Raw genomic sequence first — 21,406 nt, 5'->3', positions numbered from 1 at the left:
CGTCGCGACACGTTCTGCCATCCGCTCCAGTCGGAACAGGACCGTTCGCCTGAGACATTGTTGCATGACACGGCCAGGCAAGCATCAACCTCAAATCGCTCTCGGAGGACGCCATGGCAGTTCAGGAACAGGTGTACGGCTTCTTCATTCCCAGCGTGACGCTTATCGGCATCGGCGCGTCCAAGCTCATCCCGGAAAAGATCAAAGCCCTTGGCGGCAGCAAACCGCTGGTCGTCACGGACAAGGGCGTGGTGGCGGCCGGCATCCTCAAGCAAGTGACCGAACTCCTCGACGCCGCCGCCATGCCCTACGCGGTTTACGACAAGACCGTGCCCAATCCCACGGACCTCAACGTGGCCGAAGGGACGGAACTCTACAAAAGCTCGGGCTGCGACAGCCTCATCACCCTGGGCGGCGGCTCCTCCCACGACTGCGGCAAGGGCATCGGCCTGCTCATTTCCAACGGCGGCAAGATCCACGACTACGAGGGCATCGACAAGGCCACCAAGCCGCTCATGCCCTATCTTGCCGTCAACACCACCGCCGGCACGGCCTCGGAGATGACCCGGTTCGCGGTCATCACCGACACCTCGCGCCACGTCAAAATGGCCATCGCCGACTGGCGCGTCACCCCCGGCATCGCCATCGACGATCCGGTGCTCATGGTCGGCATGCCCCCGGCCCTGACCGCCGCCACCGGCATGGACGCGCTCACCCACGCCGTGGAAGCCTTCGTCTCCACCATCGCCAACCCCATGACCGACGCCTGCGCCGTGGAAGCCATGAAGCTCATCTTCACCCATCTGCGCAAGGCCGTGGCCAACGGCCAGGATCTGACCGCCCGGGAAGGCATGTGCTTTGCCCAGTATCTGGCCGGCATGGCCTTTAACAACGCGAGCCTTGGTTACGTGCATTCCATGGCCCACCAGCTCGGCGGCTTTTACAACCTGCCCCACGGCGAATGCAACGCCCTGCTTTTGCCCTACGTCGAGAAGTTCAACCTCATCGCCAAGGTGGAGAAATTCGCCGAAATGGCCGCCATCATGGGCGAGAACACGGCCGGTCTGGCCCCGCGCGACGCCGCCGAACTGGCGCTCAAGGCCATTCGCCAGCTTTCGACCGACGTCGGCATCCCGGCCAACCTGGTCGAGCTCGGCCGGCGCTACGGCAAGGAAGTCAAGGCGGCCGACATTCCGACCATGACCGCCAATGCCCAGAAGGACATCTGCCGCTTCACCAATCCGCGCTGCGCCACCGACAAGGACGTGGCCGACATCTACACGGCTGCTTTGTAGCCGCCTGCTGCGCCGCGCCGGGAAGGTTTCCGGCGCGGCGGCCTCCGGTCCGGCTGCACGCGCCGGCCGGGAAGGGTCCGTCGCCGCGCATCGTCAGCGAACTGCCATGGCGCCAACCGATGCCTGTTTTCTTGCGGCGGCCGGCGGACTCTTCCTGGCCGGCGCGTCCGGTTCTGGCCGATGTTCCTGGGCCGGCAGCCTGGGGCTATCAGCCTCGGCTGCTTCGCAGCGTCACCACGCCAGCGACCAGCGAGAAAACGCTGCCAAGCGCCGCGCGCGGCCGTCAAGCCGCGACGCGTCACAACAGACCAGAATCACGGACAAAAACGGATGCGCAGGCAGGAAGCTCAGGCCAGCAGCGGCGCGGCCAGGGCCGCAGCCACGCGCACGGCGTCGGCCGGGGACAGGCGGACCATGACGCCGCGCTGGCCGGCGTTGATGATGACGTAGGGTTCGGCCAGCGCCGCCGCCTCGATGGCCACGGGCAGGCGTTTTTTCGCGCCAAAGGGGCTGATGCCGCCCACGTGGTAGCCGGTGGCTTTTTCGGCTTCGGCCGGGGGCATCATGGTGGCGGCCTTGCCGCCAAAGGCGGCAGCCACGCGCTTCATGGACAGTTCGCCGTCGGAGGGGACCACGCAGCAGGCCGGTTTGCCGTCCACCAGCACCATGAGCGTCTTGAGCACCCGCGAGGGCGGCTCGCCGATGGCGGCGGCGGCTTGCAGGCCGATGCGCTCGGCCCCGGACTGGTAGTCGTAGGTCAGGACATCAAAGGCCGCGCCGGCCTTGGCCAGGGCCTGGGTGGCCCGGGTGGTCTTGGACATGTCGTGCGCTCCCGTGCGTCTTTGCGCCGCCCTGGGATAGCCGATCAGTCCAATGGCGGCAAGGGAGGCCAGGCAGGCGGATCGCCCGACTCTACTTGCGCCCTGTACGCCGCCGCCGCGACCCGGTATGGTCGGACCAAGGAGCGCCGCCATGTCTGTTTGTCCGTCCTCTCCCCCAAGGCTGCGCCTCGTGCCCAAGCCCGAGAAAAAGCCCCGTTTCGTCCGCTACATCGGCATCGACTATTCCGGGGCCGAAGTGCCCCTCTCACCGCTTAAGGGCCTTCGCGCCTACATCGCCGACGGCGACGACCCGCCCCGGGAGGCGACCACCACCGAACCGGGCCGCAAATACTGGTGCCGCCAGGCGCTGACCGACTGGCTTATCGAACGCCTGGGCGAAGACCTCCCTACCCTGGTCGGGATGGACCACGGCTTTTCCTTTCCCCTGGCCTATTTCGAAAAGTACGGCCTGGCCTACGATTGGCCGGCCTTTCTCGACGACTTCGCCGCCCACTGGCCCACGGACGAACCCTATATGTACGTGGATTTCGTGCGAAATGGCGCATTTGGCGACGGCGCGGCCCGTATGGGCAGTTCGCGCTGGCGGCGGCTTTGCGAGATCCGCACCGGCCGGGCCAAGTCGGTGTTTCATTTCGACGTGCCCGGGTCGGTGGCCAAGTCGACCTTCGCCGGCCTGACCCAACTGCGGCACATCCGCCGGGAGGTCGCCCGGCCGCTGCACTGCTGGCCCTTTGACGGCTTTACGCCGCCGGCCGGCGTGTCGGTTGCGGCCGAGGCCTATCCGTCCCTGGTCAGCCACCTGTGTCCCCGGGACGGCCGCACCCCGGACCAGCACGACGCCTACAGCCTGTGCGCCTGGCTCCAGGCCACCGACCGGGCCGGCCGGCTGGAGGCGTTCCTGCGGCCGGCGCTGAGCCAGGCCGAACGCCAGGCCGCCGCCATCGAGGGCTGGATTCTCGGCCTGGCCTGACCGCTTGCCGCAGACCGAAAAAGCGGGACGCCCGCTAACGAACGCCCCGCTTTCCCGGAGGGTTCCCAGCCTGGGGGGACTATTTCATGTCCACGGCCTTGACCCAGATGAGCCCGTCCTGGGACATGGCCTTGCCCTCGAATTCCTTGACCGGCCCCACACCCATGGCGGCAAAGCCCCACCAGCCGGCTTTCGGCATGGCGTAGACGAAGACGCCGTTGGCGTCGGCCTTGATGGCCTGGGTGATGAAGCAGTCGTGGGGGGCGGTGGCGGCGGCCTTCTTGTCGAAGCTGTTGGCGGCCATGTTCGGGGCATGGTTCAAATATTCCACTTCGATCTCGGCGTTGGGCACGGGCTTGCCTTCGGACAAGACCTGGCCCACGAACACGTTGCCGGTGTAGAGGCCGTAGGGTTTGGCCAGGGGCACGATCTCGGCGGGCAGGCCAAGGGGCTTGTCCCAGTTGCCGGGGATGCCGCCGACGTTGAGCACCAGTTTGGTGATCTGCTGCATGTAGGCCCCTTCCTCGGGCTCAAGATAGGGGGCCGGGATAAGGGCGAAAACGTAGTCGCCGGGGCTGCGCAGCTTTTGCTTGAACGTGTAGGCTTTGCCGGTGTTGCTCAGGCTCTTCCAGGTGATGGGGTTAAGGCCGGCCTTGAGGTCGGTCTTTTGCGGCTCGCCCTCGCTGCCCTTCTGGTAGACCATGAAGAACTGCTCCGGCGCGCCCATGTCCATGGAATGCCCGGCCTCGAAGGGATGGGTAAACACCAGGCGCATGTCCACTTCGCCGCCCTTGTCCAGGGCGATTTCCGGGGTGTAGATCATCTGAAAGTGGGCCAGGGCCAGGCCGGGAAGGGCCAGGGCCAGGGTCAGGGCGGCCAGGACGCCGGCAACGGTCTTTTTGTGCTGCATGTCGTACTCCTTTGTAGGGTTTCCGCGTTATTCCAGGATCTTTTTGCCGTCGATCTCGATCTTGTGGCCTTCGCCGGCGTCAAAGACGACCATATAGGCGCCTTCGGGCTTCTTGAAAGTGTACTTGGACGTCTTGTCCATGGTTCCCTGCTCGATGACCTTGCCCCCGCCGTCCTTGACGATGAGGCCGACGCCCGAAGCCGAGGAACCGTCGGAAAAGCCGCCCTCGCAGGTGATGGTGCCGTCGGCGTTGTCAAAGCAAGTGCAAAGGGCGGTGTGGGCCAGGGCAGCCGCAGGCAGGGCCAGGACCATAGCCACGATAGCGAAAACCATTTTCATTTTCAGTCGCATGAGACGTCTCTCCGATCATCCGCGTCCGCGCGGGTTGAGGTTTTCCCGGGCGGGGCGCAAGGCCGCGCCCGGGATTTCAAGCCTACTGCAAGCCGGCCGGGCTAGGGGTTTTGCGCCGCCGGACAGGCGTCGGCGGCCACGGGCAACACGCCCGGGGTCCGGTGCGGGATGAGGCCGGCGATGATGGTGGCGGCCACGGCCACGGCGTAAAAGCTCCACATGGCCGTGACGCCGTCGAGGCCCAGGAGCCGGCTGCCGGTGAAAACGGCGCTGGCAACGACAATGCCGAGCACCATGGGATAGAGGATGGCCAGGACCATCCACTTGGCCTGGCCGGTCTGGACCTTGATCATCATGGAGGTGGCCATGCAGGGCGGATACAGGGCCATGAAGAGCATGAGCGCCAGGGCGTGCAAGGGCGTGAAATCGGCCTCGCCCTTGCGCATGGAATCCTCCAGCGACGCGTTGTCGTTGCCGCCGGCTTCAAGCTTGTAGATAGCCCCCATGGTGGCCACGGCCGATTCCTTGGCGGCAAAGGCTGAGAGCAGACCGGCATTGACGCGCCAGTTAAAGCCCGCGAACTGGGTCACGGGTTCCAGCGCCCGGCCGAGGATGCCCAGGAAGCTCGTCTCCAGGCGCTCGCGGCGCATCTCCAAAGTGATGCTGTCGCGAGCAACGGCAAAGACCTTCACCCCGGCCTGGGCGGCCTTGGCCGCGGCATCGGTCCGGGGCTTTAAGATGGCGAAGAAATCCGGGCTCTCGTCCCGGAACCTGGCGTCCACGGCCTTGGCCGCCTCGGCGTCCTCGATGCCGGACCGGGCCGCCTTGTAGGCTTCCTCAAAGCGCAGGAAATGGAGCAGCCCGTCGCCGGCCAGGACGGCTTCGAAGCGCGACCCGGCCACAGCGGCGTCCAGCTGCCCCCGGGCCTCGTCGAGCCGGGCCTCGTAGGCGGCCTTGTGCTCCCGGCTAATGCCCGGGAACTGGAGCAAAACAAAGACGATGACGGCCACGGCAGCCACCACGGTGACAATCTTCTGAATAAACAGCGCCACCTTCTCAATGGCCCGGGTGAGAAGATTGCGCAGGGTCGGCATGTGGTACGGCGGCATTTCCATGATAAACGGCGCGCTGTCGAGGTTGGAAAGCAGCGTGCCCGAGAGCAGCCGGGCAATGGGCAGGGCCATGAACAGCGTCACCGTGGAGATAAAAAACATGGCTGCCGAGGCTTCGTGGGGAAAAAACGCGCCGACCAAAAGGACATAGAGCGGCACCTTGGCCAGGCAGTTCATGAGCGGGATGATAAGGATGGTGGCCAGCCGCGATTTGTCGTCCGGGATGGCCTTGCAGGCCATGACCCCGGGCACGCAGCAGCCGCCGAGATAGACACCGGCCAGCACCATGGGCAGGGTCGATTGCCCGTGCAGGCCGTAGGAGCGAAAAAGCCGGTCCAGGATGAAGGCCATGCGCGGCATGTAGCCGGTGTCCTCCAGGAAGGCCACGCAGAAAAAGAGCAGGAAAAAGATCGGGATATAGTTGAGCAGCGCGTTGATGGAATCCATGAACCACAGCCCGAGCGACCGCAGTACCGGATCTTCGAGCATGCCGGACGGCGGCAGATAGCCGGCCACGAAGTTTTTAAGCCCTGCCAAAAGCGGCCAGGTGTAGTTGGTGAGCTTGTAGCCGTAGACGATGGACACCTGATAGAGCACGAACAGCACGGCCACAAGAATGGCCGGGCCGAGGAACTTGTGGCACACGAGGTCGTCGATGCGGTCTGTGGCGGTGCGCTCGGGGCCGGCGGCCTTGATCGTGGCGGCCTGGGCCAAAGTTCTGGCCAGCCGGCGGCGGGCCAGGGCGGCAAAGGCGGCAGGGGATTCCCCGGACGTGGCCTGAAAGGCCTGCCGATGTTCATCCACGACGCTGCCCAGACGCAAGGGGTCAAAAAACACCTCGCCCACGAAAGCCGTGGCCCCGGCGTCGCCCTCCAACAGCCGCACGGCCAGCCAGCGCCTGGGCGCGCCCAGCTCCCCGCCTTCGGCCAGCACGTCCTCCACGGCCCGGATGTGGGGTTCCAGGGGGCCGTAGTCCACCCGAAACGGCTCGTCCTTGGGGGGCTGCTCCATGGCCTCGGTCATGACCGCCGCCAGCTTCTCGCGGCCCTGGCCTTTACGCCCCACGCCCGAGGACACAGGCACGCCCAGGCGCGCGGCCAAGGCCTCGATGTCGAGCTTTTGGCCCCGGCGCTCGGCCACGTCCATCATGTTGCAATGGACCACCACGTTGGCTTCAAGCTCCAGCAGCTCCACGGTCAGGCACAGATGGCGGCGCAAATTGGAGGCGTCGATGACGTTGACCACCACCTTGGGGTGGTCAAACAGCAGGAAATCGCGGGTGACGCGTTCTTCCGGGGAATAGGAGCTGATGGAATAAGCGCCGGGCAGATCCACCAGTTCGCAGCTGTTGCCGTCGAGCTTGAAATGGCCGGATTTTTTTTCCACGGTGACGCCGGGAAAGTTGGCCACATGCTGGCGCGCGCCGGTGAGCATGTTAAAGACCGTGGACTTGCCGCAGTTGGGCTGGCCGGCCAGGGCGGCGAGGATGCGCGCGCTCATTTTGCCGTCACCTCGACCAGGGAGGCCTCGCAGCGCCGCAGGCTGACCAGAAAGCCACTGACCTTGATCTCAATAGGATCGCGTAGCGGCGCATTTCGCACCACTGTCACCGTTTCGCCCGGCACCAGCCCCAGATCGCCCAGGCGTTGCCCCAGACAGCCGTCGCAGCCCACCCGGGCCACCGTGCATTGCCCGCCCGGGGCAATGGCCCCCAGATGGGTGCGGTTGTCGTCCTCGCGCGTGTCCATATTGCCTCCCAACCAAGCCTGGGTTTTGGATACGTTGATAATGCCTGTAAATTTCAACTACAGGCCACGGATTCGTCCGGCGCCGTCGTGCCGCACAGCCGGGCCATGAGGCTGTCCACGCCGGCCAGAGCTTCTTCCACCCGGCGGGCATGGTCCTGGCCGGCCAGGGAGGATTCTTCGATGGCCGTGGCCTTGGCCAGGGTTTCGGCCAGGGCCTGGCCGGCCCGGTCCAGGGGGGCCAGGGACTGGCCCACGGCCTCGGCGCTGCCTTGACCCTGGGTCCTGGCGGCCTCGGCGTCGCCGGCGATGGAGGCCAGAGCCGCGCCCACCCGGCCGGAGAGGTCGAGCAGTTCGCCGGCGGCGGCGTTGGCGTCGGTCAAAAGGCCGGCGTTGCCCTCGGCCTGGGCCATGACCCGGCCCAACCGGGCGGCGGCCTGGGCGGCGGCCTCCTTGGAGCGCTCGGCCAGCCGGCGCACCTCGTCGGCGACCACGGCGAATCCCCGGCCGTGGTCGCCGGCCCGGGCGGCCTCGATGGCGGCATTAAGCGCCAGCATGTTGGTCTGATCGGCGATGTCGGCAATGGCTTCGCCGGTGTCGGCGGCAAAGCGCAAGCCGCCAAGGAGTTCGGCAAAAGCGGTGGAAAGCCCGTCCATGGCCGCGGACAAGGTGCGGCAGCCCTGCCCCAGGCCCTCTTCCAGGCGTCGGCCGCTCTGGGCTGTCGCTGCGGCGGCGTTGGCCTTGGCGGCGGCGGCCAGGGCGGCTTCGGAGGCCTGGCGCACGGCGGCCAGGGCCAGGTCGAGGAGGTCCATGGCTTCGCCGAGGCTGGCCGACTGGCCGGCCACGAGTTCCACGGCGGCGGAGCTATCGTCCAGAAGCGCCCGGGTCCGGCCCGAGGCGGCGTCCACATGGCCGCGCACCTCGCCCACCACCTCGGCCACGGCGGCGCTACGCGCCTGGTCGGCCTGCTTGCGGGCCTTGGTCGCATCGCGCAGGGCTTTGAGCGCCTGGCGATTCTCGGTAAAGGCCTGGCGGCGCTGGGCCTCGGCTTCGGCCCCAAGGTCGGCCACCCGCCCGGCCACCTCGCCGGCCGCCGGCCACAGCCCGGCCAGAGGGCCGACGACCAGCGCCAGGGGCGGCGGCCCCTCGGCTGTAATGCCGTCCGCCGCCTGGGCCAGCCGGTCGGCCATGAGGCGCGCCGGCATTTCCGCCAGCAGGGCCAGGCCGGCCAGGGTCAGACACAGGGCTGAAACTCCAGCCAGCAGCACGGCCGCAACCGGCGGCATCTGCCACAGGACGGCCCCCCCGGCCGCGCTCCCTGCCGCCACGGCCACAATACCGGCCAGGGCCAGGGAGGCCGGATGGGGCGCGCGCCAGCAAAGCGGCCGGCCGGCCGCCATTTCCCGAACCGTTTCCGGCCCATCCACCACCATGGCGACGTCATCCATGTCGTCCCCCCCTCGCTTCTTGATCCTTGTTTACAAGCATCTTCCAATCCTGCGGCGAGCACAGTGAGCGTTTCACGCGCGGCCAACAGATATTTCCTCCCGCTCACCGTTGCAGCGACGCCATTCCCTTATCCCCCTTTCAGGAAGGGTCCGGGAGGGGGTTACCCCTCCCGGCCGCCGGAGGCTTCTCCCTCATGTTAGAGCGCCAGCAGCGTAAACTGCAGCGCCTTGGCGTCCTCGGCGAACTCTTCGCCGCATTCGCAGGCGATGTCGTTGTCCTTGTCGTAGCGCCAGTTGACGGTGATGTTCGTGCCCGAGGCGGCGGCACGCTCCAAGATTTCGAAGAGGTCGAGCAGGGCCTTGGACGAGGACGAATTGAAATAGACCAGCTCCAGATCGAACACGACCGGGCCGGCCGGTTTGGCGGCCAGGTAGTTCTTGACCCAGGTAAAAAGCGGCCCGAAAAACGCGGCCGCGTTTTCCGGATAGCATTCGCCCTTCATGCGGTGGCGATGGCTGGCCGCGTCGAAATGGACTTCCGGCGTGGAGCGCGTGGGGGCGCTGACAAACGGCTGCATGAACACTCCTCTCTTTCGCCTGCGCGCGGCCGGACCGGCAAACGGCCTGGGCCCCGGACAACCGCGACGGCGTATGCGACGGCGGCGAAACAAAGCTTTTGGCCTTGGGCCGCGTCCTTGAAAAACGTCGGGGCCTTTATGACACCAGCAGGCTGGCGACGTGACGGTTTTTATGCCTGGCTAGGCGATGACGACATCCAGGGAAAACCAGGCCAGCTCGTCGGAAACAGCCTCGATGTCGTAACGCATGGGCGTTACGGCCCGCCGGGCCATTTCCAGAAATCCCAGGCCGGCCCCCCGCGACTGGTCGTCGGGTCCCTTTTGCCTGGCGGCCTTGTAAAGCGCCTTGAGGCCTTCCTTATCGACGCCGTCCAGGGCGTCGATGCGTTCCCTGATGCGCGGCCCCAGGTCCTTGGCGATGAGGTTGCCGCAGCTCAGGCACAGGCCGGCCGGGTCCAGGCGGATGATGAGTTCCCCGGAAGCCATGCGGCCGGTGGCCATGTCCACGGCGTCGGCGGCATAGTGCAGCACGTTTTGCAGCTGTTCCACCAGCACGGCGAAAGCCTGGGAGGCCCGGGAACGGTTGGCGATCTCGAAGTCCACCTTGCGCCGGATCATGGAACCCAACCCCTCCACCACCTCCTGGGTCACCGGTCCCTTGAAGTAGAGGACCACGCCGCCCTCGCGCAGCATTTCCCGGCATTTGTCGAATTGCGGCCCGCCTGTCATGCATTGACTCCTTGCTTGGCAACGGGGCGCACGGCCAGAGCGGCCACGTCGTCGCGCCGTGAGGCGCGGCCCCTGTGGTTTTCAAAGATGGCAACCAGGGACTGCCGGCGCTGCTCCAGCGGCGCGCCGGCCTCCTCGGCCAGCCATTGGCGAAGGGGTCGTTTGCCCAGCGGCAGGCCCCGCACGCCGCCGACCTGATCCGTCAGGCCGTCGGAAAACAGGAAGATCGTGTCGCCCGCGGCCAGCTCCACGGCCACGTTGGCAAAGACCGCGTCCTCGGGGGTTTTGGCGTAGCCCAGGCCCAGGCGGTCCGCGCCGATCTCCTCGACCTCGCCGCCGCGCTCGACCCAAAGGGGACGGCGCGCTCCAGCGTAGACCAGCCGCGAGGCGTCGTCGGCGTCGAAATAGACCAGTCCCATGTCCATGCCGTCGTCCACCTCGCCGCCCTCGGCGATGAGCCAGCGGCGCATGTAGCGGTGGGCCTCGGCCAGAACGCCGCCCGGATCGCCCTCGAAGCGTTCCAGGCGCACCCGGTCCAGGGCGGCCTTGGCGATAAGCGTCATGAACGCGCCGGGCACGCCATGGCCGGTGCAGTCGCCGATGCCGAGAAAGACGCCCCCGGCGCTTTTGGCCAGAAAGAAGACGTCGCCGCCGACCACGTCGCGCTGGTCCCACCACACGAAGCTGTCGGGAAACACGGCGGCCAGTTCGGCCGGATCGGACAGAAAGGCGCGCTGAATGCGGGCGGCGTAGTCGATGCTCGATTCGATCTGGCGGCGCGCCGTCTCCAGGTTCACCAGAGTGTCGTTTAAGCGTCGCTCGCGCACGGCCACGGCATGGCCAAGCCAGTAGATTTGCCGGGCCAGGCCCGGAAAATCCCCGGACTCGCCCCGGGCCGGCGGGGCCGCGGCGGTGTCGTAGCAGCCCTGCTTGATGCGCATGCAGCTGTCCACCAGCCGGCCGACCTGATCGAAAACAATGGATTTCCCGGCCAGGCGCACCAGGGGGTAATAGAGGATCACGCCCAGGGTGACGTAGCCGGCCAGCACGGCCTTGAGCGTGGCCTCATCCAGGGCGGCGTGGCCGAACATGAGACCCAAGGGAGCGACGACCACGAAAGGAAAGAGGATCAGGCCAAGCTTGGCCGGCGTGCCCAGGCCCGCTTCCAGGACGCCTTCCCCGGCCTCCCTGCCCCGCCATTTTCGAATGAATCTGCGCACCATGGCCTCCTTGCCGTTGCGGTCTGCGGAGTTCGGGATGGCCCCGTTGCCCGAGCCTCTTTATTGAAATTGAAAATTGATGTCAATATCATCAAAAGACAACATGATGAAGGGCTTGAAGATTTTGGACGGCCCGCCTCCGCCAGGACGACACTGCCTCATGTCCGCAGCGCGGGAGCGGCCCAAGCGCCTTGTGCCGGTTTCCTTTCGCCAGTGAACCCGACGCCAAAGGCAGCGCTCCGAGATAGCAACCTCTTCTCAAACAGGATTGTCCTTATGCATGGCGTGAAGCCTCAGGCGGTTCAGGACCCAGGGAAGGGTCGGACTCCAGGCAGACCCGGTTGCGGCCGCCGCGTTTGGCGGCGTACAGCGCCCGGTCGGCCCGGGTCAGGCAGGCGCTTGGGGCGACGTCACGGTCGCCCTGGCACTGGGCCACGCCAAAGCTGGCCGTCACCTTGACGACGCGGCAATCGGCCGTCACGACCATGTCCTCCAAGGCCAGGCGAAGGCGTTCGGCCAGTTCGACGCCGCCGGCCAGGTCCGTGCCCGGGCACAGGACGGCGAACTCCTCGCCGCCCACCCGTCCGGCCAGATCGGACACGCGAAGGCTTTCGCGCAACCTTCCAGCCACGGCCTGCAGCACGGCGTCCCCGGCGTCGTGGCCGTAGGCGTCGTTGACGGCCTTGAAATGGTCAATGTCGAGCATGATCATGGACAGCGGCGTGCCGCAGCGCCGGGCCATGCCGACCATCCGGGCCGCGCCCTCGAAAAACCCCCGGCGGTTGGCCAGGCCGGTCAACGGGTCCGAGGCGGCCAGGCGCAACAGTTCCTCTTCCAGGGCCTTTCGGGCCGAGATGTCCTGGGTCATGCCGACCACATGGCCGTCGGGCTCGACCAGGGCCGCGCCCACCAGACACCAAACCGGCCCGCGCGGCGTGGCCAGCCGGGCCTCCATGCGCCGCACCTGGCCCTTTGCCGCCAGTTTTCGGGCAAAGGTCTGGTAATCGGCCGGGTCATGGAACAAGGATTGGACGTCACCGGCCAGGGCCGGTGCGGCTGTGGCCGGATCGTCGGCCGCCTCGCCCGGCCGCAACAGGCCGACCAGGGCAGGATTGACGGCCATGAGCGCGCCCTGGGCGTCGGCCAGGAAGATGCCTTCGGTGGAATTCTCGAAAATGCCCCGGTAGCGCTCTTCCTGTTGGCGCAGGCGGCGGTTGAGGTCCACCATGCGGGCCTGGGTGCGGTCGCCGATGCGGGCCAGCTTCTCGGCCTTGCCGGCCATGCGTTCGGCCAAAAGGAGGAAATCGGCGGCCAGGGCCAAAGCCTCGGCCGGGTCGTCCCCGGCCTGCTCCAGCCTGGCCCGCGCCTCGCGCAAACTTTCGTCGTCCTGGCTCGCCACCGTTCGCACCACTCCCGCGACCTGTCGATTCGTCGGCTTGGCCGTTGCCCTGCCGCCCGTTCCAGGCTTGGGGAGGAGTAATTGATTGCGATTGTCATTGTCAACAACAAACCCTGGCGCGCCCCGGCCCAAGGCCCGCATGGCCGGGGAACAGGGCGGCCCGAGCCGGTACGGCGACGCGCCAAGCCGAAGAAAACGCATTGTGTGATCGTGCCGCTTTCTTGCCTAATCCTCGCAAAAACGATCAAACAGCCTTGCCGCCGGGCCGGACCCGGGTAACCTTGGCCAAAACCGCAAGGACGGTGTCCAATGACCGATCAAGGCGCTTCCCGCCGGGTCGAACCCGAAGATATCAAGGTCGCCCGCGAGGGGCTGGCCGAGAGCATCGCCCGGCGCACCGCCGCTTGCGACGTGCTGGACACGGCCATCCCGGCGCTGGCCCTGGTGCGGCGCGGCGAACCCACGGCCCAGACCTGCTACGTGCACGAGCCGAGCCTGTGCTGCATCGTCCAGGGGGCCAAGCGGGTGTACCTGGGCGAGGACGTCTACCAGTACGACCCGTACAACTATCTCATCACCTCGGTGGACCTGCCGGTGATGTCCCAGATCGTCGAGGCCAGTCCCGAGACGCCCTATCTCGGCCTGGTGCTGCGCCTTGACCAGCGCGAGGTGGCCCAGACGGTGGTGGACAGCAAGCCGCCGCCCCTGCCCGAGCGGCAGACCAACCGGGCCATGGCCGTGGGCCGGGTCACCCTGCCGCTTCTGGACGCCCTGCAACGGCTGGTGGCGCTACTCGACGAACCCGAAAGCATCCCGGCGCTGGCTCCGCTGGTATACCGCGAGATCCTCTTCCGGCTCCTGACCGGCGACCAGGGGGCGCGCCTGCGCCAGATCGCGGCGGCCGGCTCGCGCGGCAGCCAGATCGCCGTGGCCATCGACTGGCTCAAGGGCCATTTCAAGGAAGCCCTGCGGGTGGAGGCGCTGGCCGAACAGGCACGCATGGGCGTTTCGACCTTCCACCGCCATTTCCGGGAGCTGACGGCCATGAGTCCGCTGCAGTACCAGAAGTGGCTGCGCCTGCACGAGGCCCGGCGGCTGCTCTTGGCCGGGGGCATCGACGCCGCCGGCGCGGCCTTTGCCGTGGGCTACGAGAGCCATTCCCAGTTCAACCGGGAATACAGCCGGCTTTTCGGCGCGCCGCCGCTGCGCGACATCAAGAGTCTGCGCCGGCTGGCCGGCGACTGAGGCCAGCCTGGCGTAGGCCCCGGCCAGCCGGTCCGACAGCCGGCCTGTCGCGCTACCGCCGGGAAACGCTTTCCCCGTCCATGAGGAATGGGCGGACGGCTTGGCCTTTCCCGACAAGGCCGCCCGTTCGCCAGAGGCTTGCCCGACCACCCGTGCGAGGATCAGGCAATTTTTCAGCAGGAATGGACGTTCATCGGCCGGCCCGCCTTGGGTATGGTGCCTTCCGTCGCACCGTGCCGACAAACGCGGCAACCATCCTGGGCCAACCGCCCGCGACGAGGAGAGAAACAATGCTCTACAGAAAAATGCCCAAGACCGGCGACGCATTGTCCATACTCGGTTTCGGCTGCATGCGGATGCCGACCGTGGACGGCGTCATCGACGAACCCCGGGCCATCGCCCAGATCCGCAGCGCCATCGACCAGGGCGTCAACTATGTGGACACGGCCTGGCCCTACCACGGCGGCGCAAGCGAACCCCTGCTCGGCAAGGCGCTGGCGGACGGCTACCGGCAGCGCGTCAAGGTGGCCACCAAGCTTCCCTCCTGGCTCGTCCAGTCCCGGGAGGACATGGACCGGTACTTAAACGCCCAGCTGGAGCGCCTGGGCACGGACCACATCGACTACTATCTGCTGCACACGCTGAAGGGCTCGTCCTGGGACGAGTTGGTCGCCCTTGGCGTGCGGGACTTCCTGGACGCGGCCAAGGCCGACGGCCGCATCGTCAACGCCGGGTTTTCCTTCCACGGCGAGGGCAAGGATTTTGCCCGCATCGTGGACGGCTACGACTGGGTCTTCTGCCAGATCCAGTACAACTTCCTGGACCAGCAGTACCAGGCCGGCACGGCGGGCCTGCAGTACGCGGCCTCCAAGGGCCTGGGCGTGGTCATCATGGAACCCCTTCGCGGCGGCACGCTAGCCCTGCCCGAAGCGCCGCCGGCCGTGGCCGCCCTGTGGGACGAGGCCGCGACCAAGCGCACGCCGGTGGAATGGGCGCTGCGCTGGATCTGGAACCATCCCGAGGTGACGGTGGTGCTCTCGGGCATGAACGTCGAGGCCCATATCGCCCAGAACCTGGCCGTGGCCGCCGTGGCCGCCCCCGGCTCCCTGACCCCGGCCGAGGTGGCGCTCGTGGACCGGGTGGCCCGCAAATACCAGGAGCTCATGCCCGTGGGCTGCACCGGCTGCGCCTACTGCCTGCCCTGCCCAATGGGCGTCAACATTCCGAACTGTTTTAACTTCTTTAATCAGCTGCACATGTTTGGCGAGAACTCCGGGGCCAAGATGATGTACACCGCCTTTGGCAGCGGCGTGACCGCAAACGGCGGACAGAGCTACGCCTCCCAGTGCGTGGCCTGCGGCGAGTGCCTGGAGAAGTGTCCCCAGCAGATCGCCATCCCCGACCAGCTGGAGAAAGTCGCCGCCGCCTTCGAAGGCCCAAACTTCCAGGCCGAAGTGGAGGCGCTCAAAAACCACTTCCGGGCCGGCCTCGACTGATCCCGCTGACGTCTCGGCGTGGCCTGCCCCCTGGACAGGCCGCGCCGATTGCCCCACCATCGCCCAACCATGACCCGGCGTAACGAACCCGGCAACCCGGCGCACCGGCGCGGCATCCCATGAAAATACTGTTTTACGACTGTTTCGCTGGCATATCCGGCGACATGAACCTGGCCGCCATGCTCGGCCTTGGCGTTTCGCCCGACTTCCTGCGGGCCGAACTGTCCAAGCTCGGGCTTGATGACGAATTTCGGCTGGAAGTCGGCGAAGACTCCCGAAACGGCATCCACGGCCTGCGCGTGGACGTGCGTCTAACTGCCGACGACGCGGCCGGCGGCCAGCACGGCCACGACGGGCCGCATGGGCATGACCACGGGCACGGCGGACATCATGAACATGGCCAGGGGCATGACCACGGCCATGTCCATGGCGGGCATCACCACCACGAAGCCCAGGCGGGATGTCACACCCACGAGCATGGGCGAGATCATGTCCATGGGACAGATCACGGCCACGGCGAGCACCCCCACGAGCATGGGCAAGAGCACGGCCACGCCCACAGCGGCTCCCACAACCACGCCCCCCATCGCAATCTGGCCGCCATCGAGGCCATCATCCGGGGCAGCGCCTTAACCGAGCCGGTCAAGGACACGAGCCTGGCCATCTTCCGCAAAGTGGCCCAGGCCGAGGCCAAGGTCCACGGCAAGACCGTGAACGAGGTGCATTTCCACGAGGTCGGGGCCGTTGATTCCATTGTTGACATCGTGGGCGCGGCCATCAGCTTCCATGCCCTGGGCGTGGACGCGGTCTGGTCCTCGCCAGTGGAGCTTGGCGGCGGATTTGTGCGCTGCGCCCATGGGCTTATGCCCGTGCCGGCTCCGGCCACCACGGAAATCCTGGCCGGCGTTCCCACCACCCGGGGCGGCACGCCCCACGAGGCCACCACCCCCACCGGCGCGGCCATCCTGGCGACCCTGGCCACCCGCTTCACCGCCACGCCCGCCCTGACACTTGCAAAAACCGCCTACGGCATCGGCCACCGCCACACCAAGCGGCCAAACGTCCTGCGGGTCCATCTGGCCACGGCCGAAGCCCCGGACGCCCCGGCGGCCAAGGCCCCGGATGACGCCCGGCTGCTTGTCTGCAACATCGACGACATGACCGCCGAGGCCCTGGGCGTGGCCATGGACGTGCTCATGGAACACGGGGCCATGGATGTGCATTTCACGCCCATCCTCATGAAGAAAAACCGGCCCGGCACGACCCTGTCGCTGCTGTGCGCCGCCGCCGACGAAGAACGCTTCAAGGAGTTGGTCTTTCGCCACACCACAACGCTTGGCGTCAAAGTCCTGCGCCTGGAAAAAACCGTACTCGACCGGACCTTTTCCCGGCTGGAAACGCCGCTGGGGCCGGTGACCATGAAGCACGCCGCCCGAAACGGCGTGCCGCTTCGCTCCAAGCCCGAGCTGGAGGACTGCCGGGAACTGGCCAAACGCCACGGGCTGTCCCTGGCCGAGGTCCAGGCCGTGGTATCCCAGTGCGCCGGGCGCGGGGAAAAGCCGTGACCGACGCCGCTGGCCGGGCCGCCCTGGACGGCAGACACCGTCGCCTGCTGGCCGATCTGGCCGAGCTGAAGCAGGCCGTGCTGGCCTTTTCCGGCGGCCTGGACAGCAGTTTCCTGCTCCACGCCGCCAGCCGGGCCATGGGCGAGGGGCTGACTGCCGTCACCCTGTACACGCCCTACGCGCCCCGGGCCGAAATCGCCGAGGCGGCGGCCCTGGCTGGCCGCCTCGGCGTGCGCCATGTGGTCCTGCCCGTCGCCTTTCCCGAGGCGCTGCGCGACAACCCGCCCGAGCGCTGCTATCTGTGCAAGAAGGCGCTTTTTGCCAGGCTGCTGGAGCTGGCCGCCGACGAGGGCATCGCCCATGTGCTAGACGGGACCAACCGGGACGACCTGGGCGACCATCGCCCGGGAATGCGCGCCCTGGCCGAGCTGGGCATCATCAGCCCGCTTTTGGCCGCCGGCATCGGCAAGGAAGATATTCGGGCACTTTCCAGGCAGGCTGGCCTGCCCACCTGGAACAAGCCGTCCGGGGCTTGCCTGCTCACCCGCCTGCCCCACGGCAGGCGGGTGACGGCCGAGGAACTGGAGCGCATCGACACGGCCGAGACCTGGCTGCGCGGCCTGGGCTTCCCGGCTGTGCGGCTGCGCAGCCACGGCGACCTGGCCCGCCTGGAAGTGCCGCGTGACCAGGCTCCGGCCGTCCTTGAGGCCGACTCCCGGCACGGCATCGACGCCAAGCTCAAGGCCCTGGGCTACCGCCACGTGACCCTGGACCTGGCCGGTTACCGCATGGGCAGCCTCAACGAAAAGCCGGACGCGGCGTCTGGCCCGCCGCCGGGCGGCGACGCCTGCGCCAAGCCTTGACCAGCGCCCGGCCGGCCGCCTCCGCCGAACGGACGCATCGGCCCCCGGAGGGAGGACCATCAAGGCCAGCGTCACGACGCTTACGAACCAGCCGGGCCATCGGCCGGTCCGGTCAACATCGGCAACCGCTGAAACCCGCGCCGCGCGGTCTTTTCGACCAGGCCGCGCCGGATGCAAAGATACGAATATATGGACGCTAACGAGACCCTGCGGGCGCTTTTAAACGACATCCGCGACGGCGGCCTGAGCGTGGACGACGGGCTTTCCCGCCTACGCGACCTGCCCTTTCTGGACATGGGCCACACCAAGCTCGACCTGCACCGGTCGCTTAGAAACGGCTTTCCCGAGGTTATCTACGCCGAGGGCAAGACGCCGCAGCAGGTGGGCGAGATTTTCCTGCGCCTGCGCGAACATGCCAACGTGTTGGCCACGCGGGTGTCGCCCGAGACGGCGGCCCATGTCATCGGGCTGTGCCCCCAAGCGCGCTACAACGCCCTGGGGCGCACCCTGACGCTGACGCGCGGCGAAATCACCTACAAGGATGGGGAGATCGCCATCGTGACCGCCGGCACGTCCGATCTGCCCGTGGCCGAGGAGGCGCGCGAAACCTGCCATATGCTTGGCAGCCGGGCCTTTGTGGTGTCGGACGTTGGCGTGGCCGGCATCCACCGGCTTTTGGACAAGCTGTCCGACATCCGCCGCGCCCGGGTGGTCATCGTGGCGGCGGGCATGGAGGGGGCCTTGGCCAGCGTCATTGGCGGGCTTTTGTCCCAGCCCATCATCGCGGTGCCGACGTCGGTGGGTTACGGCGCGGCCTTTTCCGGGGTTGCGGCGCTTCTGGGGATGCTCACCTCCTGCGCCAGCGGCGTGACGGTGGTCAACATCGACAACGGCTTCGGCGCGGCCTGCGCGGCCTGCAAGATCAACAATCTCATCCAGGCGAAACCCTAGTCTGCCCGTCATCTGGATGGGAAAACAGTCAGCTACCCCCGGCAAAGCCGGGGGCATGCAAGGCAGTTAACCGCTCAAAGCGGTGAGAACTGGAGCCGCCTGAAGGCGGCAACCGCTACATCAATTTGAGCTGATCGAGTCTATGGTTTTCATGCTCTTGCTTTCTGATGTACTCACGAACAAGAGCCTCATCCAGGCCGACGGTTGAAACGAAGTAGCCTCGCGCCCAAAAGTTCTGTCCCACGAAGTTCCTTCGTCGCCCAATAGAACTTCTTGCTATGTGAATCGCACTTTCCCCTTTGACGAAACCAACAACAGAAGCGACTGCATATTTTGGAGGGATGGAGGTGAGCATGTGCACGTGGTCAGGCATAAGGTGCCCCTCGACCACCCTACTCTCCTTCTGCCGGGCCAGTTCCCTCTAAATTTCACCCATATGCACGCGTAGTTGGCCATGCAGAACCTTCTTGCGGCACTTTGGGATCCAAACCACGTGGCACTTGCAGTCCCATACCGAGTGGCTTAGGCTTTCGTAGTCGTTCACGGGAAGCCTCCGTCTGTTTGAACTTTGAGCGGTTCAAGCGATGGAGGCTTCCGATTCCCGGAACTGTCAAACTTTGTGAGTCCCCCGGCAGAGCCGGGGGTTTACTCGTTCCAGGCGAGTTTTTTCCAGCGTCACCACAGCGATTCACCGGTCCAGGGCAGTTCCGGCAATCACCCCGAGGAAAAAAACTGAGAACGGCTGCAGAATGTAAAAATATTTCCTCCAGTAAAGGCTAATTCGTCATTGTAAAATGAAAAGGTACGACAACAAGAGTAGCGACATCTTGCCCGCCGACTTTCCCCGGAACGAACCGATAGCTGTTTGCGGCAGCCAGGGCCGATTCCTCGAAAACACCTTCCGGCACTGCCTTACGGATAGTGCAGTGGCGCGGCTTTCCCTGGATATCGATGACCATGCTTACGAGCACCGTCCCTTCCAGGTGCAGGCGTCTGGCGTTTGGTGGGTATTGCGGAAGTTCCCTGCTGACGATTTTAGGCGGTATGTCCACGACCTCGGCGTCGTAGACCCCCATCCCCCCGATGATTCGGGAGGGGGCAGCGCTCTTGCCCGTTTCGCCTCCTGGGCCGGAAGACTCCGGCGTGGCGCTCGATTGAGCCTGTTCTGAGGCGGTTGAGACAACCGGACTCGGAGGCGAAGGTTTCGTCGATGATGCTATTGGCCGTTTTTTCGGGCTGATGTTTTTGGCGATGATCGGCGCAGGACGGGCCGTAGCGGCTGGGGCTTGGGGCGGCGCGGCCACAGGCTGCGCAGAGGTGACGGGAGCGGGTGGTTCCGGGGCCGAAGCGGCCGGCTGCGCCGCAACTGGCGAGGCAGGGGGGGCGACAGTCCTGGGGCGGACCAGTTCCACCACCCCCAGGCTGAACGTCTTCGGCTGGGGAGCCGGTTGCGCCGCCGGCCACAGAAGCAGGAGCGCCACGCACGCCGCATGGCCTGACACGGATACGAAAATATCGACGTTTCGCACAACTACCGGCCTCCCTCGTCCGGCCGTTCGGCCACCACGCCAAAACGATCAATGCCGGCCTCACGGATGCGCCCCATGACATCGACGATCGTCCCGTACGGCACGGTCCTGTCGGCCCGCAAAAACACCTCCTTGCGCCCCGAGAACGCCTGTCCGCGTAACCTGTCCGTCAAATCCTCCAGAGATACGCTTTGCTCGTCGAGAAAGACCGTCCCCTTCGGGTCGACTCCGACGATGATGTGGTCGTCGTCGACAGGCAAAGCCTCCACGGCTTTTGTTCGAGGCAGGTCGACATCCAGGCCCTCGGTCATCATGGGTGCGGTGACCATGAAGATGATGAGCAAGACCAGCATGACATCGACAAAAGGCGTGACATTGATGTCGGAGGAGTAGCGTTTCCCTCTGCCCCCGGCGTTCATGAACACACCTGCTTTCGCAGAGGTGGGAGCTCCATGCCCTGCGGGTAGGTGCAGGCGTCATGGCGAAGCCGGTTGAGCAGAAGCCCCGCGAAACTGATGTACTGGCTTTCAAGGGATTCGATCATTCCCAAAAACATGTTGTAGGCGACGCTGGCCGGGATGGCCACGGCCAGGCCCACGGCCGTGGCGATGAGCGCCTCGGAAATTCCGGGGGCCACAGTGGCCAGGGAGGCGGATTTCATCTGTCCGATGGCATGAAAGGAATGCATGATGCCCCATACTGTGCCGAACAGGCCGATAAAGGGCGCGGAGTTGGCCGCAATGGCCAGAAACGGCAAGGCCCGTGAGAGGCCGCGTATCTCCTCGGCAATGCCGTGGCGCAGGATCCGGCGGACGTTGTCGGCGACGAGTTTTTCGGCGTCTCCGGACAGGGAAAGCCGTGTAAACTCCTTAAATCCCAACGAGGCCATCCTTTTGAGCGAGGGGCCGGCCAAAACGTCTATTGCTTCCGCGGCCTCGGCAAGCGAAGAAGCCTCTAGCACCTGGTCAGTGAGGCGCGAAACACCGCGCCTGGCCGCAACCAGACTTCGCCATTTTCCGTACATTACGGCCCAACTGGCGACCGACATCAACACCAACAGGGCCAGCACGGCCTTGGCCACCCCTGTGGCCCCGAAAAATGCCTGCAACATACTACTGTCCATGCCGAACGCTCCTCTAGATACCCGCCAACGTGCGA

20 protein-coding genes and 1 pseudogene are annotated in these 21,406 nt (G+C 66.2%); 7 read left to right on the top strand and 14 right to left on the bottom strand.

Going from position 1 to position 21,406, the window contains the following annotated elements; translation table 11 throughout:
* The first annotated feature begins 113 nt into the window (after positions 1 to 113).
* Entirely contained in the window at positions 114 to 1,295 is a 1,182-nt protein-coding gene (locus C3Y92_RS07660; protein WP_129351318.1) for an iron-containing alcohol dehydrogenase, read from the top strand.
* Positions 1,296 to 1,642: 347 nt separating this feature from the next.
* On the opposite strand, the gene ybaK is transcribed toward C3Y92_RS07660, so the two are convergent.
* Complete coding sequence (gene ybaK / locus C3Y92_RS07655) at positions 1,643 to 2,116, bottom strand: Cys-tRNA(Pro) deacylase (protein WP_129351316.1); 474 nt, start codon at positions 2,114 to 2,116, stop codon at positions 1,643 to 1,645.
* A 151-nt stretch (positions 2,117 to 2,267) separates the two neighbouring features.
* Here ybaK and C3Y92_RS07650 point away from each other — a divergent pair, with 151 nt between their 5' ends.
* Positions 2,268 to 3,107, top strand: coding sequence for a hypothetical protein (locus C3Y92_RS07650; RefSeq protein ID WP_129351314.1), 840 nt, complete (start codon positions 2,268 to 2,270; stop codon positions 3,105 to 3,107).
* Positions 3,108 to 3,186: 79 nt separating this feature from the next.
* On the opposite strand, the gene C3Y92_RS07645 is transcribed toward C3Y92_RS07650, so the two are convergent.
* The 9 genes from C3Y92_RS07645 to C3Y92_RS07605 form a co-directional block, all read right to left on the bottom strand.
* On the bottom strand, positions 3,187 to 4,017 hold the full coding sequence (locus tag C3Y92_RS07645) for a DUF4198 domain-containing protein (protein ID WP_129351312.1): 831 nt from the start codon (positions 4,015 to 4,017) through the stop codon (positions 3,187 to 3,189).
* Positions 4,018 to 4,044: 27 nt separating this feature from the next.
* Entirely contained in the window at positions 4,045 to 4,368 is a 324-nt protein-coding gene (locus C3Y92_RS07640; protein WP_129351310.1) for a hypothetical protein, read from the bottom strand.
* Positions 4,369 to 4,469: 101 nt separating this feature from the next.
* Positions 4,470 to 6,980 carry a ferrous iron transport protein B gene (feoB, locus tag C3Y92_RS07635; protein ID WP_129351308.1) on the bottom strand — a complete coding sequence of 837 codons (2,511 nt, stop codon included), beginning with the start codon at positions 6,978 to 6,980 and terminating at the stop codon, positions 4,470 to 4,472.
* A complete protein-coding gene (locus tag C3Y92_RS07630) occupies positions 6,977 to 7,228 on the bottom strand; it encodes a FeoA family protein (RefSeq protein WP_129351306.1) in 252 nt (83 codons plus the stop codon). The genes feoB and C3Y92_RS07630 overlap by 4 nt, the downstream gene beginning before the upstream one ends.
* A gap of 53 nt (positions 7,229 to 7,281) precedes the next feature.
* Positions 7,282 to 8,673 (bottom strand): methyl-accepting chemotaxis protein, encoded by a 1,392-nt coding sequence (locus C3Y92_RS21675; RefSeq protein ID WP_129351304.1) that lies wholly within the window; start codon positions 8,671 to 8,673, stop codon positions 7,282 to 7,284.
* 197 nt (positions 8,674 to 8,870) lie between these two features.
* Complete coding sequence (locus C3Y92_RS07620; RefSeq protein WP_129351302.1) at positions 8,871 to 9,251, bottom strand: DUF1987 domain-containing protein; 381 nt, start codon at positions 9,249 to 9,251, stop codon at positions 8,871 to 8,873.
* 180 nt (positions 9,252 to 9,431) lie between these two features.
* Positions 9,432 to 9,980 (bottom strand): SiaB family protein kinase, encoded by a 549-nt coding sequence (locus C3Y92_RS07615; RefSeq protein ID WP_129351300.1) that lies wholly within the window; start codon positions 9,978 to 9,980, stop codon positions 9,432 to 9,434.
* The gene (locus C3Y92_RS07610) at positions 9,977 to 11,200 is read right to left on the bottom strand and encodes a PP2C family protein-serine/threonine phosphatase (RefSeq protein WP_165352087.1); all 1,224 of its coding nucleotides are present in this window, start codon (positions 11,198 to 11,200) and stop codon (positions 9,977 to 9,979) included. The genes C3Y92_RS07615 and C3Y92_RS07610 overlap by 4 nt, the downstream gene beginning before the upstream one ends.
* A 274-nt stretch (positions 11,201 to 11,474) precedes the next feature.
* Complete coding sequence (locus C3Y92_RS07605; RefSeq protein WP_165352086.1) at positions 11,475 to 12,608, bottom strand: GGDEF domain-containing protein; 1,134 nt, start codon at positions 12,606 to 12,608, stop codon at positions 11,475 to 11,477.
* Positions 12,609 to 12,908: 300 nt separating this feature from the next.
* On the opposite strand from C3Y92_RS07605, the gene C3Y92_RS07600 reads away from it, so the two are divergent.
* The 5 genes from C3Y92_RS07600 (at position 12,909) to larB (ending at position 18,719) form a co-directional block, all read left to right on the top strand.
* Positions 12,909 to 13,844 (top strand): AraC family transcriptional regulator, encoded by a 936-nt coding sequence (locus tag C3Y92_RS07600; RefSeq protein ID WP_129351294.1) that lies wholly within the window; start codon positions 12,909 to 12,911, stop codon positions 13,842 to 13,844.
* A gap of 290 nt (positions 13,845 to 14,134) precedes the next feature.
* A complete protein-coding gene (locus tag C3Y92_RS07595; protein ID WP_129351292.1) occupies positions 14,135 to 15,340 on the top strand; it encodes an aldo/keto reductase in 1,206 nt (401 codons plus the stop codon).
* A gap of 119 nt (positions 15,341 to 15,459) precedes the next feature.
* Positions 15,460 to 16,905, top strand: coding sequence for a nickel pincer cofactor biosynthesis protein LarC (gene larC, locus C3Y92_RS07590; RefSeq protein WP_129351290.1), 1,446 nt, complete (start codon positions 15,460 to 15,462; stop codon positions 16,903 to 16,905).
* Positions 16,902 to 17,768, top strand: a complete 867-nt coding sequence (larE, locus tag C3Y92_RS07585) for an ATP-dependent sacrificial sulfur transferase LarE (protein WP_165352085.1) — start codon at positions 16,902 to 16,904, stop codon at positions 17,766 to 17,768. The genes larC and larE overlap by 4 nt, the downstream gene beginning before the upstream one ends.
* A gap of 189 nt (positions 17,769 to 17,957) precedes the next feature.
* Entirely contained in the window at positions 17,958 to 18,719 is a 762-nt protein-coding gene (gene larB, locus C3Y92_RS07580) for a nickel pincer cofactor biosynthesis protein LarB (RefSeq protein WP_129351286.1), read from the top strand.
* A 115-nt stretch (positions 18,720 to 18,834) separates the two neighbouring features.
* On the opposite strand, the pseudogene tnpA reads toward larB, so the two are convergent.
* The 4 genes and pseudogenes from tnpA to C3Y92_RS07560 all read right to left on the bottom strand — a co-directional run bounded on the left by tnpA (position 18,835) and on the right by C3Y92_RS07560 (position 21,371).
* A pseudogene (gene tnpA, locus C3Y92_RS07575) lies at positions 18,835 to 19,263 on the bottom strand (IS200/IS605 family transposase).
* 232 nt (positions 19,264 to 19,495) lie between these two features.
* Positions 19,496 to 19,795 (bottom strand): energy transducer TonB, encoded by a 300-nt coding sequence (locus C3Y92_RS21670; RefSeq protein WP_129351284.1) that lies wholly within the window; start codon positions 19,793 to 19,795, stop codon positions 19,496 to 19,498.
* A 455-nt stretch (positions 19,796 to 20,250) separates the two neighbouring features.
* Positions 20,251 to 20,667, bottom strand: coding sequence for an ExbD/TolR family protein (locus C3Y92_RS07565; RefSeq protein ID WP_129351282.1), 417 nt, complete (start codon positions 20,665 to 20,667; stop codon positions 20,251 to 20,253).
* Entirely contained in the window at positions 20,664 to 21,371 is a 708-nt protein-coding gene (locus C3Y92_RS07560; protein WP_129351280.1) for a MotA/TolQ/ExbB proton channel family protein, read from the bottom strand. Before C3Y92_RS07560 ends, C3Y92_RS07565 begins: the two co-directional genes overlap by 4 nt.
* Positions 21,372 to 21,406: the final 35 nt, after the last annotated feature.

This window comes from Solidesulfovibrio carbinolicus, from assembly GCF_004135975.1.
In the GTDB taxonomy this organism is placed as follows: domain Bacteria; phylum Desulfobacterota; class Desulfovibrionia; order Desulfovibrionales; family Desulfovibrionaceae; genus Solidesulfovibrio; species Solidesulfovibrio carbinolicus.
Note: the sequence above shows the minus strand (reverse complement) of the source record. Positions and strands in the feature narration are given on the sequence as shown.

Coding starts and splice junctions, on each gene's coding strand:
- C3Y92_RS07660 (WP_129351318.1), top strand. CDS start 114: ATGGCAGTTCAGGAACAGGTGTACGGCTTCTTCATTCCCAGCGTGACG.
- ybaK (WP_129351316.1), bottom strand. CDS start 2,116: ATGTCCAAGACCACCCGGGCCACCCAGGCCCTGGCCAAGGCCGGCGCG.
- C3Y92_RS07650 (WP_129351314.1), top strand. CDS start 2,268: ATGTCTGTTTGTCCGTCCTCTCCCCCAAGGCTGCGCCTCGTGCCCAAG.
- C3Y92_RS07645 (WP_129351312.1), bottom strand. CDS start 4,017: ATGCAGCACAAAAAGACCGTTGCCGGCGTCCTGGCCGCCCTGACCCTG.
- C3Y92_RS07640 (WP_129351310.1), bottom strand. CDS start 4,368: ATGCGACTGAAAATGAAAATGGTTTTCGCTATCGTGGCTATGGTCCTG.
- feoB (WP_129351308.1), bottom strand. CDS start 6,980: ATGAGCGCGCGCATCCTCGCCGCCCTGGCCGGCCAGCCCAACTGCGGC.
- C3Y92_RS07630 (WP_129351306.1), bottom strand. CDS start 7,228: ATGGACACGCGCGAGGACGACAACCGCACCCATCTGGGGGCCATTGCC.
- C3Y92_RS21675 (WP_129351304.1), bottom strand. CDS start 8,673: ATGGATGACGTCGCCATGGTGGTGGATGGGCCGGAAACGGTTCGGGAA.
- C3Y92_RS07620 (WP_129351302.1), bottom strand. CDS start 9,251: ATGCAGCCGTTTGTCAGCGCCCCCACGCGCTCCACGCCGGAAGTCCAT.
- C3Y92_RS07615 (WP_129351300.1), bottom strand. CDS start 9,980: ATGACAGGCGGGCCGCAATTCGACAAATGCCGGGAAATGCTGCGCGAG.
- C3Y92_RS07600 (WP_129351294.1), top strand. CDS start 12,909: ATGACCGATCAAGGCGCTTCCCGCCGGGTCGAACCCGAAGATATCAAG.
- C3Y92_RS07595 (WP_129351292.1), top strand. CDS start 14,135: ATGCTCTACAGAAAAATGCCCAAGACCGGCGACGCATTGTCCATACTC.
- larC (WP_129351290.1), top strand. CDS start 15,460: ATGAAAATACTGTTTTACGACTGTTTCGCTGGCATATCCGGCGACATG.
- larB (WP_129351286.1), top strand. CDS start 17,958: ATGGACGCTAACGAGACCCTGCGGGCGCTTTTAAACGACATCCGCGAC.
- C3Y92_RS21670 (WP_129351284.1), bottom strand. CDS start 19,795: ATGGGGGTCTACGACGCCGAGGTCGTGGACATACCGCCTAAAATCGTC.
- C3Y92_RS07565 (WP_129351282.1), bottom strand. CDS start 20,667: ATGAACGCCGGGGGCAGAGGGAAACGCTACTCCTCCGACATCAATGTC.
- C3Y92_RS07560 (WP_129351280.1), bottom strand. CDS start 21,371: ATGGACAGTAGTATGTTGCAGGCATTTTTCGGGGCCACAGGGGTGGCC.